Origin of the sequence: Marinobacter sp. (genome assembly GCF_052091845.1) — a bacterium.
Lineage (GTDB): Bacteria > Pseudomonadota > Gammaproteobacteria > Pseudomonadales > Oleiphilaceae > Marinobacter.
Map to the genome: position 1 here is coordinate 29,317 of NZ_JBQDCO010000029.1, position 17,402 is coordinate 46,718.

The following is a 17,402-nucleotide window of genomic DNA, read 5'->3' on the forward strand; positions in this document are numbered from 1 at the left end:
CGTAAAGGCTATGTTGTACCCATTGTCGACGCTTGCGCTGGCTCCTGTTCTTATGGGCCAGGGGCACTATGTGCGCCGGGTAACCCCACGCTTGCCAGAACCTGAAGGCGAGCGGCAGGGCAGCGTTGGCGAAGGGCCGGAACTGCGGCTACTTATTCTTGGTGATTCCGCTGCGGCTGGTGTGGGAGTGAGTAATCAGCAGGATGCGCTGGCGGGCCAACTTGTTCGTGAACTGGCCACAGATCATTGCGTGCACTGGAGCTTGCTGGCAGAAACCGGTCGCACGGTCGCCGATGTTCTAGCCGCGATCAATGCAGCGCCAGAAGAGCACTACGATGTAGTACTGGTCTCTGTTGGCGTTAACGATGTCACAGGTCGCACCAGCTCCAGGCAGTGGCTTGCTTTTCTGAATGAACTTTCAGATCGCTTGATAAACGCAATAGGCGCCAAGCGCGTTCTGTTTACCGCTATTCCGCCGATGCATCTTTTTCCTGCGCTGCCGCAACCCTTGCGCTGGTATCTGGGCATGCGTGCCAGGCAGCTGAACGAGTTGATGGAAGGCCTCTGTAATAGCCGGGCGTCCAGAGGAAAGAGCCTTGAGTATCTCAGCGTGTCCTTTCCCTTGGAGCCCGGGTTTATGGCCTCAGATGGCTTTCACCCGGGCCAGGATGCCTACCGGGTTTGGGCGGCACATTCTGCAGCCGCCATTCGCAGGCTGGCCTAAAATCAGCGCATTTAGACCCTACAGGCCAATCATCCCGGATACCCCGTTGCGCTATCGTAACTCTCAAATCATTACCAGAATAACGACAATGGAATTGAGAGGCCGGCTATGAGCGAACAGCATTTTGACCTATTGATCATCGGCGCCGGTGTATCCGGCATTGGTATGGCCTGCCATTTGAAGCGTGAGTGTCCCGGCAAAACATTTGCCATTCTGGAGCGGCGCCAGTCGCTAGGCGGCACATGGGATTTATTCCGTTACCCGGGCATCCGCTCAGATTCCGATATGTTTACCTTCGGCTATAACTTCCGCCCGTGGACGGGTGGCAAGGTGTTGGCAGATGGCGCCTCCATTAAGAATTATGTACATGAAACCGCGAAGGAAAACGACGTTGAACGGCATATTCAGTATGGCCTTGCGGTAAAAACAGCAGACTGGTGCAGTGTGGATAAGTGCTGGAAGCTGATGGCCGAGAATGAGGAAACCGGTAAAACAGAAATCTACACCTCAAGCTTTCTGATAGGTTGCACTGGCTACTACAACTACGATCAGGGCTATAAGCCGGATTTTCCCGGCGAAGCGGATTTCAAAGGCCAGGTTGTTCACCCCCAGCACTGGCCAGAAGATCTGGATTACACGGGTAAGAAGGTAGTGGTGATCGGCAGTGGCGCGACAGCGATTACGCTAGTGCCTACCATGGCGGAGAAAGCCGGCCATGTAACCATGCTGCAACGGTCACCTACGTATCTGATGCCTTTGCCGTCCACAGATAAGGTGACCCTCGGCCTGCAAAAAGTGCTCCCTGCAAAGCTTGCTTACCGGATAATCCGTGCCCGTAATATCTCGATTTCCCGGTTTTTGTATCAGCGCTCTCGCAAAAGCCCGAAAGCCATGCGCTGCTTGTTCTTGGGCATTATCAAACGCCAAGTGGGTGGTCAAACCGATATGCGTCACTTCACGCCAGACTACGATCCTTGGGATCAACGCCTGTGCGTAGTGAAAGACGGTGATTTGTTTGAAGCCCTGAGAGCCGGCACTGCGTCTATCGCAACCGATTATATAGAGCGGTTTACCAATACCGGCATCCGCCTGAAGTCCGGGGAGCAACTGGATGCGGATATTATTATTCCAGCTACCGGCTTGGATATTCAGATGCTCGGGGGAATCAAACCAAAACTAGACGGCCAGGAAGTGGTTCTGAAAGACAAGATGGTTTACAAGAATGTGATGGTGGAGGGCTTACCCAACGCGGGCATGATCTTCGGATATACCAATATTTCCTGGACCCTGAAAGCGGATACCGCCAGCGAATACATGTGTCGCCTAATCAATCACATGGATCGGCATGGGATGCGTGTGGCGGTCGCCAGGGATACTGAAAACAGCCTGGGTGAAGATACTGTGCTTGGTTCGCTAAATGCCGGCTACATTAAACGTGCTGCAGATCGTCTGCCGCGCCAGGGCACCCACGGGCCCTGGAAGTCGTCCCAGAATTATCTGGAAGACGTAAAAATTCTGCGTTTTGATCCGATTGAAGACGGTTACATTGAGTTTGATGGTAAGAAAACCAAAGCCCAAGACCAACAGTCTCGTGGCTTTTTAAGGCCTCTGCGTTCGGCGTTGTTTGGCGTTTGAGTACTGCTGGGGCACAGCAATTGCTGTGCCCCAGCATACTTATTCTTTGCCCAGGTAGGCCGCCCGGGTACCTGCCCAGCTATCAGCTTCTGTTACCCTTAACACTTCTTGTGAGATTTCTGCCCTAAGCGGACTGCCGTCTGGCAGAGCCAGCGCGTACAACTGTTTTGCAAACACACCGGGAAGAATCGTCAGCTTCTTTGGGCCCAGTTGCAGATTTCGATACTGCATTAACGCACGGTCGTACACGATGGCGTCGGTTTCGCCGCTGACGACCGATTCCATCGCAGCAGTCAGATCCGGGTAGGTTTGATAACGAATGTGCTCGTCTTCCAGGTAGCGCTGGCTTGCTGTATTGGAAATGGTTGCAACCACCTTGCCGGGCAGGTCGCCGGTACCTTGAATGCCGGTGCGCAGGTTGCTTACGGTCAAAGACGAAGTAATAGCAGCGGTAAAGCTAGCGACCATAATCAATCCAGCAAACATCCAGACTAAGCCAATTAGCCGGCCGGCAAGCGATACCGGCGCTTTATCGCCGTAACCAACGGTGGTCATAGTTACCGCCGCCCACCAGAAGCTGGAGCCAATACCCTGGGCCGCGGAACCGCCAAATTGCTCTGGGTTGCGGCGTCGTTCAACCAGCCATAGCAAAAAGCCGACAACCAACAGTGATGCAGCCAATGCAAGCACAGCACTGAGGAACTGCCAGCTAATGAAGGCCTTCAGGCTGCTAAGCAGGCCCCGCTCAGGTATCGGCGGCACGGCAATAGACAGGCCTGTCTGATAGAAGGGGTGGCTGAAATCAAACCTGGCTTCCCGGTCGGCCGTCATGGTTAGCGCTCCAAAGGCGACATCTATTTCATCGTTTTCAACGGCTTCGAGTAGCTCATTGAAGCTCATGGGAACCCATTCAAATTCTCGCTCCATGCCGGATGCAATATCTTCCCAAAGATCAATGCTGATGCCTTCCCAGCGGCCATCATCGGTTTCCATTACAAAGGGTGGGACGGTGGATATGCCGACTTTCAGAGGTGGCTCCTGAGCATATGTCTGGTTGGAAATACTCAGCGAGAGAAGAAAAATACAGGTCAGAGTTCGTATAAGCATGGCTTTTTGCAGCCTTGTCGGCAGGGCTGCGCTCCTTGTTGGCGGTTTTGGTTAATAGCTTAAGCGTATGATTCATACGTAATGGCACGTAGATGGATCAAAGCAAATGCCCGATTAGTGGTTTGGTTCCTTCGCACGGCCTAAGTGGTCTATTATCAGGCTCACATTTCACAAAAAAGAACGCGACCCATGAACATTTTCAGGATTGTTGTCTTACCCTTTATTTTATTACTTTGTTCAGGCGTTGTTATGGCTGCCGATGGATTAATCGCGGTTAAAAGTAATCATAGCGTAGCGGCTACGGCGGATAAACTTGAAGCTGTCTTGAACGAAAAGGGTATGAAAGTCATGAACCGGATCAATCATGCGACGGGATCTGAATCGGCAGGAATGGAGCTGCGGCCAACTGAGCTGGTGATTTTTGGCAACCCCGAGGTAGGCACACCTCTGATGCAATGTGCCCAGAGCGTTGCGGTGGACCTGCCCCAGAAAGCACTGATTTGGGAAGATGAAGAAGGCCAAGTTTGGTTTGGCTATAATAATCCAGAGTATCTGAAGGCCAGGCATGCGATTGAAGGCTGTGATGCCGGGCTGGAAAAAGTAAGCGGTGCTTTAGCGGGTTTTGCCAAGGCGGCAACCCACTGACAGATAAAATAAGGAAGCTACGGGTATCATCATAATTGCGGATATCCGGCAGAGCGCAGAACCCTTAAGGTTTCCGGCCCTGTCGTTTAGGAAATGCACCCTTGCAGTTGATACGTTCTGCTCTTGCTTATATTGCCCTCATTGCCGCTATTCTGGCGCTTCTTCCCGGTATGGCCGGGCTTGGTGCCAGTGCGGTAAGCTTGGCTGTGATTCTGGGGTGGCAGGACATGCGGCGTGTGCCCAAAGCCGTATTTATAGTGGCCGGATTGGCGCTGGTTTAAAGCACCTGCAGATGCTGGCTCTGACGACAAATCCTTATAGCTAATTGCGAAAACCTCTGTTAGTGTGCGCCCATCCTGCCTCTAAGGACTCTGCATTTACCGGCATACACAGCCGCGTTGCGAACCATCCATACGACCTGTCAGAGGACGTCACCCCGATACCGGCGCGTGACTGTAGTCGTCTTTTATACCATGAATTTTCATGGCTTCTGCCCGCATTCGCCAGACAGGTGTTCGTGGAGGCAGCACAATCAAGAGTTGATCTTATATGAGTTTTTCTTCACTCGGTTTATCCGAGCAGCTGGTCCGTGCAACCACCGACCAGGGTTACGAAACCCCGTCTCCTATTCAGCTACAGGCTATTCCTGCCGTACTTTCCGGCAAGGATGTCATGGCGGCAGCCCAGACGGGCACAGGTAAAACCGCGGGCTTCACACTGCCTTTGTTGCAGCGCCTGGCTGAGAAGCCGCGCACAGGCAAGGGCCCCCGCGTGCTGATTTTGGCGCCAACACGGGAGCTGGCTGCGCAGGTTCACGACAGCGTTAACCTTTACAGTAAATATGTTCCCACCAAGGCCGCTGTGGTTTTTGGTGGTGTGAAAATTAACCCGCAGATGATGAAGCTGCGCAAAGGCCTGGACGTACTGGTTGCCACCCCCGGCCGTCTGATGGATTTGTATCAGCAGAATGCTGTGAAATTCAACGAGGTTGAAATCCTGGTGCTGGACGAAGCCGACCGCATGCTGGATATGGGTTTTATCCGCGATATCAAAAAGATTCTCGCGCTGTTGCCAGCCAAGCGGCAGAACCTGCTGTTTTCCGCGACCTTCTCCGGTGAGATTCGCTCCCTGGCCAAAGGCCTGCTGAACAACCCGGTGCAGATTGATGTGGCCGTTAGAAACACCACAGCCGAAACCGTAAAACAGTCCGTGTACAAAGTGGATCAGAGCCAGAAAACCGCTCTGCTGAGCAAGCTGGTGCGGGATAATAGCTGGGAGCAGGTGTTGGTCTTTACCCGTACCAAGCACGGGGCTAATCGTTTGACCCAGAAGCTGGAGCGGGACGGAATCACGGCAGCGGCGATTCACGGCAACAAGTCTCAGGGCGCACGTACGCGGGCGCTGGCGAACTTCAAGCAGGGCGAGGTACGGGTTCTGGTGGCTACGGATATCGCTGCCCGCGGGCTGGATATCAAGCAGTTGCCGCAAGTGGTCAATTTTGAGTTGCCCAATGTGCCGGAAGACTATGTGCACCGTATTGGTCGCACCGGTCGTGCTGGCGAGAGTGGCCATGCGCTGTCGCTGGTGAGTGCGGATGAGGGCAAGCAACTGGCCGGGATTGAAAAGCTGATCAAAAAGCAGTTGCCGCGCAAGGAAGTGGAAGGCTTTGAGCCGAAGAATAACTTACCGGCAAAGCCCAAAGCCAAAGCGGATCCGAGCAAGGCCCGTAATCGCAGTGGTGGTAATCCGGGCGGGAATGGTCGGCCTGTTGGCAAGCCCCGCAGCTTCGGCGACAAGCCAGGAGGGCGTAGTGGCGGCCGTAACCAGAATGGTAATGGCCAGCGTGGGCGTTCAGGCCAGAGTCGAAGCCAGAGCGCGTGATCCTGAGCCGGTATATTGTCTGCTTAGAGTAAAAGCAAAAACGGAGCCATGCAGGCTCCGTTTTTCTTTGCCGGTTTCAAACGCCAACCGGCTCTGTTAATGCAGTGACATTCAGTTATCAGAACTTGTAGGTAAAACCGACCATGTAGACCATGGGGTCGATTTCGACTTCGAACTCGTCAGTCTGTGTTAGGTAGTTCCCCGCGTCATCGTAGACTTTGACCTTGGCATCAGTATTGATGTCCGCCCACCAGATCGCAGCGTTCAGACCAAAGTTTTCGCTCAACATGTAGTCAATGCCAGCCTCAAAGGCAACACCGACACTGTCGTCCAGCTCAAGCTCACTGGATCCAGCACCAATGGCACCGTTCAGATCTGCTGTTGTCTTTTCTTCAAAGAAGGTCGTGTAGTTTACGCCCACGCCCACGAAAGGCTGCAGTGCAGACGAGCTGCGCATGGGGAAATACTGCAGTGTCAACGTCGGTGGCAGGTGCCTGGTTTCGCCCAGTTTTAAATCGCCTGGAAGATCACCGCCCCCGTTAATATTGTGTTTGAAAGGTGTCGCGCCGAGCACTCCGATACCGATGTTGCTGGTGAACATGTAAGTGGCACGGAGACCGAGCTGAGTATTAGCGTCGACAGAAACTTTCGCGTCTACCGCGGGGCCCAAAAGCGGTGCTCCACCTACTGTTATTGAATCACTGGAATCATCCGGTGCCACATGCACGGCACCGGCGCGTAGAATAAAATCACCAGCTTCGAATGCCTGGGCAGCGGGAGCTACGGCCATAATGGCGGCTGCCATAATGCTGAGTTTGAAAGAACGGGACATAACCATCTCCTTAACCTGAATCATTGTTGCGCTCAGATTAATGGCTCCAGAGATGGGAAACTTGATATAACGCAATAATTCCGAACTGGTAGCGCGGGTTGAAGCACCAGTTTGATGCAACTCAAAAAATACGCAGGGAACGTATATGTGCTGGTTGTCAGGCGGAGTTTTTTGGGGTGCCGGTTGATAGCGCGCCGGGTACAAACACATCCCGCACGCTGATGGGGTCACCATCTGCGTTCTGTACGTGAACCTCTTGGATAGCCTGCCCTGTAGCCCGATCACGCAAATCCAGCGGGGCGTCGTTTGGTGCGGGGTTCCATTTGTCTCCCCACTGGCGTAAAGCAACAACCACCGGGAACAGGTCCCGGCCTTTCTCAGTAAGACGGTATTCGAAGCGCGAGCCGTGTTCACCCACCTCCACTTTTTTCAGTACGCCGTTATCTACCAGCCGTGCTAACCGATCACACAGGATATTCTTGGCGATACCCAACCCCTGCTGAAAATCTACAAAACGCTGGGTGCCGTACATGGCGTGCAGCACAATCAGTAGCGACCACCAGTCACCCACCTGGTTCAGGGCGCGGGCGACGGAGCAGTTGGAATCATCAAAACGTTTTCTGGCCATGTGCGTAAGTGTACATAATGGGGTTGCATCTTAAAACCATATTAAATAAAGTTGCGCCACTCAATTAAGTTGCTTTAAGAGACCAAATTAGGAGAGATGACCATGAATCTGGGCCCCATGTTTCAACCGTTCGATGTGCACAACCTCACCCTTCGCAACCGTGTGGCCATGGCGCCCATGACCCGTAACTTCTCACCTGCAGGCGTGCCCGGTGACAATGTCGTGGATTATTACCGGCGCCGCGCAGAGGCGGGTGTGGGCCTTATCATTACCGAAGGCACTACGGTGAATCATACTGCTGCCAATGGTTATCCCAATGTGCCTGCGTTTCATGGTATCGAGGCGCTGGAAGGCTGGAAAAACGTGGCGGATGCCGTGCACGAAGCTGGCGGTGCTGTCTTTCCGCAGCTTTGGCACGTAGGTGCGGTACGCAAGAAGGGCATAGAGCCGGATACGTCGGTTCCCGGTTACAGCCCGTCTGGCCTGTTTGCGCCCGGCAAGCCCAATGGCAAGGCAATGAGCAAAGAAGATATCGATGACGTGGTTACCGCCTTTGCCGATGCTGCCCAGGACGCCAAAGCCCTTGGGTTTGATGGTATTGAGATTCACGGAGCCCACGGTTACCTGCTTGACCAGTTCTTGTGGGAGGGCACCAATCAGCGTGAAGACGAATACGGCGGCAGCATGGAAAACCGCCTGCGCTTTGTGGTTGAGATTGTAGAAGCTGTTCGTCACAGGGTTGGCCCCGAGTTCCCTATTATGCTGCGCTTCTCCCAGTGGAAGCAGCAGGATTACAGCGCAAAACTGGTGAATAGCCCGGAAGAACTCGAGCAGTTCCTCAAGCCGCTGGTTGAAGCTGGTGTGGATATCTTTCACGCTTCAACCCGCCGTTTCTGGGAGCCGGAGTTTGAAGGCTCCAATCTTAACCTGGCAGGCTGGACTCAAAAGCTGTCTGGCAAGCCCACCATGTCGGTTGGCAGTGTTGGCCTGACCGAAGATTTTATCAGCGGCACCATGGCCAGCAAACAGGAGTCGGTGGAGCAGTCTGGTATTGATGAGCTGGTTGAGCGTATGAACAACCACGAATTTGAACTGATTGCCGTTGGCCGCGCACTGCTGCAGGACCCGCAATGGCTTACCAAAGTGAAGGAGGGCCGGATCAGCGAGGTTGATGATTTTGCCCGCAAATCTCTTACAAAACTGTACTGAGACCGGGTGAGCATTTCCTCCCTGTAACAGCACAGCCCCCATCACCTTGCGTATGATGGGGGCTGTGTTTTTTGGGTGGTGGTGCGCTTCAATCCCGCAAGCCGCTCACCAGCTTGTCGATGCTGTCCTTGGCATCGCCAAACAGCATTCGGGAGTTGTCCTTGAAGAACAGCGGGTTTTCGACGCCGGAGTAACCGGTGGCCATGCCGCGCTTCAGAATCACCACCTGCCGGGATTTCCACACTTCCAGCACCGGCATGCCGGCAATGGGGCTGCCCGGATCTTCGGCCGCCGCCGGGTTGACGGTGTCGTTGGCGCCAATCACCAGCACCACATCGGTTTCGGGGAAATCGCCGTTGATTTCGTCCATTTCCAGTACGATGTCGTAAGGCACATGGGCTTCTGCCAGCAGCACGTTCATGTGGCCGGGCAAGCGGCCGGCGACCGGGTGGATGCCAAAACGCACAGTCACCCCGCGGTCTCGCAGCAGCTTGGTCATGTCACTGACGCCATTCTGCGCCTGGGCTACAGCCATGCCGTAACCGGGCACAATAATCACCGAATCGGCGTTGCGCAGTTCCTCGCACACTTCGTCAGCACTGGTTTCCAGGGCTACCTGGCCATCATCACCAGCGGCGGCAGAACTGCTGCTGGTCTGGCCAAAGCCACCCAGGATCACGCTGATGAACGAGCGGTTCATAGCCTTGCACATGATGTAACTGAGGATGGCACCGCTGCTGCCCACCAGGGCGCCGGTGACAATCAGCAGATCGTTGCCCAGCATGAAGCCAATGGAGGCGGCGGCCCAGCCCGAGTAGCTGTTGAGCATGGACACCACCACCGGCATGTCGGCGCCGCCAATGGCCATGATCAGGTGAATACCGAGCACAGAGGCAATCACCGTCATCAGTACCAGGGCCAGCAGGCCCAGGGCCAGGCTATCGGTACTCAGGAACCAGCAACCCAGCACCACCGATACCGCAATGGCGGCCAGGTTCATCAGATGCCGGCCGGGCAGGGTCAGCGCCTTGCTGTCGATGCGGCCATCCAGTTTGCCGCAGGCCACCAGCGAGCCGGTAAAGGTGACGGCACCGATAAAGATACCCACAAAGACTTCCACCAGTTTGATGGTGTGTTCGGCCCCCGAGGTGGCAGCCAGCGGCTCTATGTAGCCGGAGAAACCAACCAGAACCGCTGCCATACCAACAAAACTGTGCAGTAGCGCCACCAGTTGCGGCATCTGGGTCATTTCCACACGATTGGCAATGGCGATACCAATGCCCGCCCCTGCCAGCACGGCGATGATGATGGCGACAATACCGCTGTCGCTGACACTGGCCACGGTGGCCAGCAGTGCGATGAAAATACCGACAACCCCGTAAAGGTTGCCCCTGCGTGCAGATTCCTGGTGGCTAAGGCCTCCGAGGCTGAGAATAAATAATATGCTGGCGACCACGTAGGCCACCGTAACGAGTCCGGTACTCATGGTGGTCACCCCTTATTTGCGAAACATTTTGAGCATACGGTGAGTAACCCGAAAGCCACCCCCCACGTTGATGCTGGCGATCAGCACCGCTACAAACGCCAGAATCCCGACCACCACGCTTTGCGCCTGGGCGAGATGCAAAATGGCACCAATCACAATGATGCCGCTAATGGCATTGGTTACGCTCATCAAGGGGGTGTGCAGGGATGCGGTTACATTCCAAACCACCTGCCAGCCAATAAAACAGGCCAGCACGAACACCGTGAAGTGGCGCAGGAAGCTCTCCGGCGCATGGGCACCCACACCGTACAGGGCGGCTACCGTGACAATCAGCAGGGCCGCTTTGCCAATCAGGCTGCGGCGTTCCGATTCCTTGCGCGCCGCCGCTTTCTGTTCTGCGGAAGGCTCTTCTGTGCCCGGCGCCGGTTTGGGGCTGACCGGGGTTTCGGGCTGGGGGGGTGGCCAGGTCACTTCCTGCTGGTGCACCACGGTCAGGCCGCGGATCACGTCGTCTTCCATGTTCACCCGGGGCTGGCCATCCTTCTCCGGGGTCAACTCGGTCATCAGGTGGAACAGGTTGGTGGCGTACAGGTCACTGGCCACCTTGGCCATGCGGCTGGGCAGATCCGTGTAGCCAATCAGCGTGACCTCATGCTGGTGGGCAATCTTGCCGGGCTCGGTGAGCTCGCAGTTGCCGCCGCGCTCGGAGGCCAGATCGACAATCACACTGCCGGGTTTCATGGATTTCACCATCTCGGCGGTGATCAGCTTGGGGGCCGGCTTGCCGGGAATCAGCGCGGTGGTGATGATGATATCCACCTCCTTCGCCTGTTCCGCGAACAGCGCCATTTCCGCCTTGATGAACTCGTCGCTCATCTGTTTGGCATAGCCGCCGGTGCCGCTGCCTTCCTCTTCCTCGAAGTCCAGCTGCAGGAACTCGGCGCCCATGCTCTCGATCTGCTCCTTCACCTCCAGCCGGGTATCGAAGGCCCGCACTATGGCGCCCAGGCTGTTGGCCGCACCCACGGCGGCCAGGCCAGCAACACCGGCACCAATCACCATCACCTTGGCTGGCGGTACCTTGCCGGCGGCGGTGACCTGGCCGGTAAAAAAGCGGCCGAAATGGTTGGCCGCTTCCACCACGGCACGGTAGCCGGCGATGTTGGCCATGGCGCTGAGCGCGTCCATCTTCTGCGCCCGGCTGATGCGCGGCAGGCTGTCGATGGCGAATGTGGTTATTTTGCGGTCAGCTAACTGTTTTAAAAGCTCCGCGTTCTGGGCCGGCCATATATAGCTGGCAAGAAGCGCTCCCTCCTTCATCAGTTCAGCTTCATGCTTGCCCAGTGTAGGGTTCTGCATAGGGGCACGAACTTTCAGAATGAAATCAGCCTCGCTCCATAACGAGCCGGTGTCTGCAACGATCGTTGCGCCCACGGCTTCGTAGGCTTCGTCGCGATAGTGCGCCGCTTCGCCTGCGCCTGTCTCAACTGTGACGTCGTAGCCGAGATTAATCAGTTTGTGTACTGAAGGCGGTGTGGCTGCAACCCTTCGTTCATCTGTAAATATCTCTTTCGGAATACCAATCTTCACGATGGGAGGTCTCTTTGGTTAGACTAAAGGATGTAGTTAAAACTACCTATATGCCCGCGAAAATTCAATATTTTTGCATCATAGGTTCTGTTGCGTACGGCAAAAAACCGGATTAAGAGCTAAGCTTTGTTGCTTATCACAGACTGGAATTTTTCGATGTTTGAGATGTTTTTCAGCACATACATTAGCAGTACAATCCGCTTTCTGTTCCTGCTGGCACCTTTCTTTGCGGTGTCCATGTTTATTGCCTTGACTCGCGGGTTGCCGGCTGCTGAAAAAGCCTCAATTATTCGCCGGGCCTGCGTCGCCGCTTCCGTTATGGGCGTCATATTATTTTTTGGCGGCCCGCTGCTTTTCAGTGCGATTGGTATTACGCTGAATTCTTTTCGCATAGGTGCTGGCACGCTGCTGTTCCTCACGGCTATCAGCCTGGTCACCAGTGGCACCCGCAACCATGCCACCGGCTTGCCTGACGAAGAGCGTGACGATATAGCAGTCGTACCACTGGCAGTACCGGTTATGATAGGCCCTGCCACCATTGGTGCCATTCTGGTATACGGTGCGGAACTCAAACAGGTACCAGAAGTGGCTGGCGGCCTGTTTGGTTTGCTTTCGGGCCTGTTCATTTTAGCCGTGCTGCTGCGCTTATCCGGCTACCTGGAAAAAGCCCTGGGCAAAACCGGCCTGAATATCCTTTCTAAAATCAGTGGCCTTGTTCTCTCTGCCATGGCAGCAGAAATTGTCCTGACTGGTATTACGGGCTTTATCGCCAATATCTGATGGCCAGCACATGACTTTAAGGAGCCGCGATGTCCACCGACACCACAGAGCACAACCGCAACCGACAGGATTTCTCCGGCATCGATTCGATCTGGTTGTTTGGCTATGGCTCGCTGATTTACAAGGTGGACTTCCCGTTCCTGGAACAGCGCCCCGCGTCTATTCAGGGCTGGGCACGTAGATTCTGGCAGGGGTCACATGATCACCGGGGTACTCCGGAAGCGCCGGGCAGGGTAGCGACCCTGATCGAACAACCGGGGTCCGAATGCAAGGGCATGGCGTTTCGGGTATCACCGAATGTATTCGAGCATTTGGATGTGCGGGAGAAGAACGGGTATCTGCGGTTTTCCACGACCATGACGTTTGAAAATGGCGGCCAAGCGGAAGGGTTGGTTTATATTGCTACTGAGGACAATGAGGCGTTTCTTGGCCACGCCACTGAAGCTGTTATCGCCCGTCAGATTGCCACAGCGGCAGGCCCAAGCGGCCCGAACACTGAATATCTCTTCAGATTGGCAGAGTCATTACGAGCACTGGGCGACGAATGCACCCACACGTTCTCTATCGAAGCGTTCCTGAAAGCGGACTCTCAGGCTGGATACGCAGCCCCCGGCTGCGTCAAGTCTCCGCCATAGCTTCCTTTTTTTCCTGCCTTGTGGCGGGGTTAAACCCCCTGGGCGGCGATTTCCGACGTTGGTTCAGGCCGATCAACACCAACGGCACCACAACCATCATGCTGCCCAACAGGAACCACCAGTCTGGCACCTCGTTAAACCAGATCCAGCCGATACCTACTGCCCATATCAAGCCCGTGTATTCGGCGCTGGTCACCAGGTTTGCATCAACCTGACGGTAGGCCAACAAAACCGTGATGTTGTAGCCCAGAATGAATAATGCTGACGCGGTTGCCGTAAAAAGAATGTCCGGGTGCCAGGAGGCCCCCTGTTGCCATTCCCAAACTGCCAGCAATCCAGATGCGGGAATTACCAGCAAGTAGTTAAGAAACAACTTGTGCACCGTAGTCTGGCCCTCGGGCAGCTTGCGCACCATCAACGCATTGATGGCCAGGGTAATCGCCGAGCCCAGCGCTGCTATAGCCGCCCAGTTGAACTCCACCGGGCGCAGGATAACGATGATGCCGGCAAAGCCGCTGAACACGGCAAATAAGCTCAAAGGCGACAGGGACTCCCGGAAGATAATCACCGAAAACACCATCACCAGAACCGGTGCCGCATAAAATACCGCGTTGGCTGTGGCCAGAGGCAGGTTGCTCAGGGCCACAATCATGCATAGCAGACCCGCCAGATGAACGTGAGCGCGTATGGCGTGCACCTTGACGCCGGCAAACAGGTTTGTGCGATCGATTTTCCGGGCCAGGGGCAACAGAAACACAAGTGTGATCAGGCAACGCAGAAACGCGAACTGGAGAATGGGCGCGCCCGGTTCCATCAATTTGATAAAAACGTCGGATATCAACGCCATGGCGTTGCCGAGCACAAGCAGAAGAATGGCGCTGTTTACGGTTTTGCCTGACATGTTTTCTTACCTGGTATTCGGGGTTGCACAGAACGCACACAAAGAAGGTGGCAGCGTTAGTCTACTTGCGCTTTAATATCCGATAAAATGATGTTTATTGATAAGGTATTAGATAAATAGATAATGAAGCTTCCGCCTCTTAGAGCCCTGCCCGTATTTGAAGCCGTTGCCCGCCTCAACAGTTTTTCTCTGGCCGCCCAGGAATTGTCGGTAAGCCAGAGTGCCGTGAGCCATCAGATCAAACAGCTGGAAACCTACCTGGGTGAAAAACTGTTCTGGCGCAGCGGACGAACCCTTACTCTAACCGACGAAGGCCGGCACTACCTGGATGCGATCAGTACAGCCTTGCTGCAAATTGAGCGGGCTAGTGAACAATTGCTGGGGCACGAGGAATCCCGATTGCGGTTGTCGCTGTTCAGCTCTTTCGCCGTGCGCTGGCTGGTGCCGCGATTGCCGGATTTGCAGAGATTGCACCCGCAAGTAGAGCTGGCGCTGGAAATGACTAGCGAGAACCCGGTGCTGTCCGACCGCGTAGCAGACTGTTTTATCACTATCCATCGGGACTCGCCGGCTTACAGTTACGAGCTGCTGTATGTCGAGCGGCTTTTCCCTGTGTGCAGTCAGGGCTACTGGCAACGTATCAGTCATGAGTTGGAGCGGGAAGGAGGCGCAACAGGGGGTTACGAAAGCGCTATGAGTACAGCCGAAATAACCAGATTCCCCTTGCTGTCTACCCACAGTATTTATGACAAGGCTGCCGGCGATTGGGAGGCCTGGTATCACACGATAGGAGAATCCATCCCCTCTGGCGCCCGCGTACAACATTTCAGCCACATGTTGCTGGCGCTTGAGGCTGCGCGTTTTCACCAGGGCATCGCACTAACCAATGACTACATGCTCAGCACCCGCGAGGATTCGGAAGAGTTTGTGCGGTTGCCTTGCCATTCGCTGGTGACCGGCGACAAATTCTACTTTGCCTGGAAAACCAGCCGCCGGCGGGAGCCTGGCATCCAGATATTACGGCATTGGCTGGTCAGCCAGGCGATTGCGGGAGGACTTCGGGGGAAAACGGTCTGACTCTATGCTTTGTCTTCCCGGGCTTCCCATACTTCGATAGCCGCCGCGAGGTCCTCCAGAGATGCCCCCACGGATTTGAAAACCGTGATCGCCTCGTCACTGGAGCGGCCAGGCTTTGTGCCTGTCAGCAATTCTGCCAGCTCTGCCCGTAAATCGGATTCCTGGAGTGCTCCCTCGTCCATGGCCTGCAGCAAGTCGCCGGCCTCGCCTTTGGCACCGGCGTAGGTATCCACGAATACTTCGCTTCGAGTAAGGCAACGGCCATCGGTTTCCCGCATGCTGGGACGAAACGCGCCGACGAGATCCAGGTGGCTGCCGGGTTGTAGCCATTTCCCCTGAATGAGTGGCTCCGTCGATAACGTTGCACAGCTTATGATATCTGCCTCTGCAACGGCGGTTTCCAAATCTGTCACCGATTCACAATCAAAACGGTCACGAAAACGTTCTGCCAGCGCTGCTGACTTTTCCGGATTACGCCCCCAGATCCGGACCTTATTTATAGGGCGCACGGTGGCATGGGCTTCGATTAGCATAGGCGCCAATTTACCTGTTCCGACTACCAACAGGGATGAAGCACTTTGCCGCGACAGCTCTCGAGCTGCCAGAGCAGACGCGGCTGCCGTGCGCCAGCTGGTAAGCGCGCCGCCGTCGATGCACGCCAGGGGTGTGCCGTGCTGGCCTTCGCACAAAATATAGAGGCCGGAAATGGCTGGTAGCCCGGCGTTGGCATTTTGTGGAAATACGTTGACCATTTTCATACCGATATACCCTGCCTGTTCCCAGGCAGGCATGATCAGCATGGTGGCCTCGCCATCCTTACGGTGCATGGCGTGGTGGTGCCTTGGTGGTGCTTCTACTCCCTGGCGGAATGTATTGGCGAGACGCTCGATCAGTGCCGGCCACGCCAGTGTGCCGGAAACCTCTTGTGCAGAAATAACACGCATAATACTTAGTCCTTTTTCCGGCTGACCAGTCGCTGAACTTCGCCCACTATGCCACGCCTGAACACCATCACACAGACGACAAAGATAGTGCCAAGAATGACCTGCACCCAGGAGCCAAAGGCCGACAATTCATGACTGAGGGCGCCAACGGTGATGGCGCCAATAACCGGGCCAAAAACCGTGCCCAGCCCGCCTACCAGAGTCATTAAAATCACTTCGCCAGAGGTTTGCCAGTGAGCGTTGGTAAGTGCCGCAAACTGGAACACGATGGCCTTGGTGGCGCCGGCCAGTCCGGCCAGAGTGGCAGAAATCACAAAGGCGAGCAGTTTGAAACGTTCTACGTCGTACCCCAGGGACAGGGCGCGGGGTTCGTTCTCTCGAATGGCTTGAAGCACTTCGCCAAAGGGTGAGTGAATGGTGCGGTGGATAATGCCAAACCCGATCAGGAAAATGGCGAACACAAAGTAGTACATGGTGAGTGGGTGGTTGAGATCAATAAACCCTAACAGCTCGCCCCGGGGAATGCCTTGCAACCCATTCTCACCGCCGGTAAACGGCATTTGCAGCGCCAGAAAATAGATAATCTGTGCCAGTGCGAGAGTGACCATGGCGAAATAAATGCCTTGCCGACGAATCGCCAGAAAACCAAAGATCGCGCCGAGAATCAGCGTGAACCCGGTTCCGGCCAATATACCCAACAGTGGTGGGAAGCCCCATTCCTTGGTGACAAACCCGGTGATATAGGCTGCCCCGCCAAAAAAGGCGGCATGGCCAAACGACAACAGCCCGGCATAGCCCAGCAGCAGGTTGAACGCGCAGGCGAACAGCGCAAAACACAGCAGATCCATCACAAACACCGGGTAGGCGAAAAACGGTGCCGTCAGACCGAGAATGAGCATCAGAATAAACAGGATACGGTTGGTCATGAGTGGCTCACCTCTCCTTACCGAACAGTCCCGCCGGGCGGAACAGCAGTACCAACACCATCAAAAAGAAAATCACGGTGCTGGCGGCGGGTGGATAGAATACTTTGGTGAGACCTTCAATAAGACCCAGCGCAAGACCGGAGAGAATGGCGCCCATAATCGAGCCCATACCGCCGATCACCACCACAGCGAACACTACAATAATCAAATCAGCCCCCATCAATGGGCTAACCGAGTAAATGGGCGCGGCCAGCACCCCCGCCAAACCCGCAAGGCCAGCGCCGAAGGCGAACGTGAGGGTGACCATTAACGGAACGTTGAGGCCAAAGGCCTGAGTGAGATCCGGATTTTCAACGCCGGCTCTTAGCCGCGAACCCAGCTTGGTGTGTTCAATGAAGAACC

18 protein-coding genes are annotated in these 17,402 nt (G+C 55.2%); 9 read left to right on the forward strand and 9 right to left on the reverse strand.

The features are described 5' to 3' along the window. The first annotated feature begins 10 nt into the window (after positions 1-10). Positions 11-724, forward strand: coding sequence for an SGNH/GDSL hydrolase family protein (locus ACTHYN_RS10680; protein WP_441812436.1), 714 nt, complete (start codon positions 11-13; stop codon positions 722-724). Positions 725-832: 108 nt separating this feature from the next. After that, positions 833-2,359, forward strand: a complete 1,527-nt coding sequence (locus tag ACTHYN_RS10685; RefSeq protein ID WP_441812437.1) for a flavin-containing monooxygenase — start codon at positions 833-835, stop codon at positions 2,357-2,359. A 39-nt stretch (positions 2,360-2,398) separates the two neighbouring features. Here the strand turns inward: ACTHYN_RS10685 and ACTHYN_RS10690 are convergent, their stop codons facing one another. Then, positions 2,399-3,466 (reverse strand): transporter substrate-binding domain-containing protein, encoded by a 1,068-nt coding sequence (locus ACTHYN_RS10690; protein ID WP_441812438.1) that lies wholly within the window; start codon positions 3,464-3,466, stop codon positions 2,399-2,401. Between the two features lie 249 nt (positions 3,467-3,715). Here ACTHYN_RS10690 and ACTHYN_RS10695 point away from each other — a divergent pair, with 249 nt between their 5' ends. The 3 genes from ACTHYN_RS10695 to ACTHYN_RS10705 all read left to right on the forward strand — a co-directional run bounded on the left by ACTHYN_RS10695 (position 3,716) and on the right by ACTHYN_RS10705 (position 5,992). Next, on the forward strand, positions 3,716-4,111 hold the full coding sequence (locus tag ACTHYN_RS10695; protein WP_441812439.1) for a DUF302 domain-containing protein: 396 nt from the start codon (positions 3,716-3,718) through the stop codon (positions 4,109-4,111). Between the two features lie 101 nt (positions 4,112-4,212). Next, positions 4,213-4,392, forward strand: a complete 180-nt coding sequence (locus ACTHYN_RS10700) for a hypothetical protein (RefSeq protein ID WP_441812440.1) — start codon at positions 4,213-4,215, stop codon at positions 4,390-4,392. 268 nt (positions 4,393-4,660) lie between these two features. Next, positions 4,661-5,992: a DEAD/DEAH box helicase gene (locus tag ACTHYN_RS10705; RefSeq protein ID WP_441812441.1), complete on the forward strand. Its 1,332-nt coding sequence runs from the start codon at positions 4,661-4,663 to the stop codon at positions 5,990-5,992. Positions 5,993-6,110: 118 nt separating this feature from the next. On the opposite strand, the gene ACTHYN_RS10710 is transcribed toward ACTHYN_RS10705, so the two are convergent. Together ACTHYN_RS10710 and ACTHYN_RS10715 are read right to left on the reverse strand one after the other, a co-directional pair. Continuing rightward, positions 6,111-6,824, reverse strand: coding sequence for an OmpW/AlkL family protein (locus tag ACTHYN_RS10710; RefSeq protein WP_441812442.1), 714 nt, complete (start codon positions 6,822-6,824; stop codon positions 6,111-6,113). 157 nt (positions 6,825-6,981) lie between these two features. Then, complete coding sequence (locus ACTHYN_RS10715; RefSeq protein WP_441812443.1) at positions 6,982-7,452, reverse strand: winged helix-turn-helix transcriptional regulator; 471 nt, start codon at positions 7,450-7,452, stop codon at positions 6,982-6,984. A 96-nt stretch (positions 7,453-7,548) separates the two neighbouring features. Between ACTHYN_RS10715 and ACTHYN_RS10720 the strand changes: the two genes are divergently transcribed. Then, a complete protein-coding gene (locus ACTHYN_RS10720) occupies positions 7,549-8,661 on the forward strand; it encodes an NADH:flavin oxidoreductase (RefSeq protein ID WP_441812444.1) in 1,113 nt (370 codons plus the stop codon). Positions 8,662-8,749: 88 nt separating this feature from the next. Here ACTHYN_RS10720 and pntB read toward each other — a convergent pair whose 3' ends face one another. Continuing rightward, positions 8,750-10,147, reverse strand: a complete 1,398-nt coding sequence (gene pntB, locus ACTHYN_RS10725; RefSeq protein ID WP_441812445.1) for a Re/Si-specific NAD(P)(+) transhydrogenase subunit beta — start codon at positions 10,145-10,147, stop codon at positions 8,750-8,752. Between the two features lie 12 nt (positions 10,148-10,159). Beyond that, the gene (locus ACTHYN_RS10730; protein WP_441812446.1) at positions 10,160-11,737 is read right to left on the reverse strand and encodes a Re/Si-specific NAD(P)(+) transhydrogenase subunit alpha; all 1,578 of its coding nucleotides are present in this window, start codon (positions 11,735-11,737) and stop codon (positions 10,160-10,162) included. Between the two features lie 156 nt (positions 11,738-11,893). On the opposite strand from ACTHYN_RS10730, the gene ACTHYN_RS10735 reads away from it, so the two are divergent. Further along, positions 11,894-12,517, forward strand: a complete 624-nt coding sequence (locus tag ACTHYN_RS10735) for a MarC family protein (RefSeq protein ID WP_441812447.1) — start codon at positions 11,894-11,896, stop codon at positions 12,515-12,517. 29 nt (positions 12,518-12,546) lie between these two features. After that, positions 12,547-13,152 (forward strand): gamma-glutamylcyclotransferase, encoded by a 606-nt coding sequence (locus ACTHYN_RS10740; protein WP_441812448.1) that lies wholly within the window; start codon positions 12,547-12,549, stop codon positions 13,150-13,152. On the opposite strand, the gene ACTHYN_RS10745 is transcribed toward ACTHYN_RS10740, so the two are convergent. Then, positions 13,136-14,053: a DMT family transporter gene (locus ACTHYN_RS10745; protein ID WP_441812449.1), complete on the reverse strand. Its 918-nt coding sequence runs from the start codon at positions 14,051-14,053 to the stop codon at positions 13,136-13,138. The genes ACTHYN_RS10740 and ACTHYN_RS10745 overlap by 17 nt on opposite strands. A gap of 123 nt (positions 14,054-14,176) precedes the next feature. On the opposite strand from ACTHYN_RS10745, the gene ACTHYN_RS10750 reads away from it, so the two are divergent. Further along, complete coding sequence (locus ACTHYN_RS10750; protein ID WP_441812450.1) at positions 14,177-15,130, forward strand: LysR family transcriptional regulator; 954 nt, start codon at positions 14,177-14,179, stop codon at positions 15,128-15,130. Positions 15,131-15,132: 2 nt separating this feature from the next. On the opposite strand, the gene ACTHYN_RS10755 is transcribed toward ACTHYN_RS10750, so the two are convergent. The 3 genes from ACTHYN_RS10755 to ACTHYN_RS10765 all read right to left on the reverse strand — a co-directional run. Further along, positions 15,133-16,074: an ornithine cyclodeaminase family protein gene (locus tag ACTHYN_RS10755; RefSeq protein WP_441812451.1), complete on the reverse strand. Its 942-nt coding sequence runs from the start codon at positions 16,072-16,074 to the stop codon at positions 15,133-15,135. Positions 16,075-16,079: 5 nt separating this feature from the next. Further along, entirely contained in the window at positions 16,080-17,000 is a 921-nt protein-coding gene (locus tag ACTHYN_RS10760) for a branched-chain amino acid ABC transporter permease (RefSeq protein ID WP_441812452.1), read from the reverse strand. Between the two features lie 7 nt (positions 17,001-17,007). Further along, positions 17,008-17,402, reverse strand: a 395-nt coding sequence (locus ACTHYN_RS10765) for a branched-chain amino acid ABC transporter permease (protein ID WP_441812453.1), incomplete at its 5' end; no start/stop codon positions are given.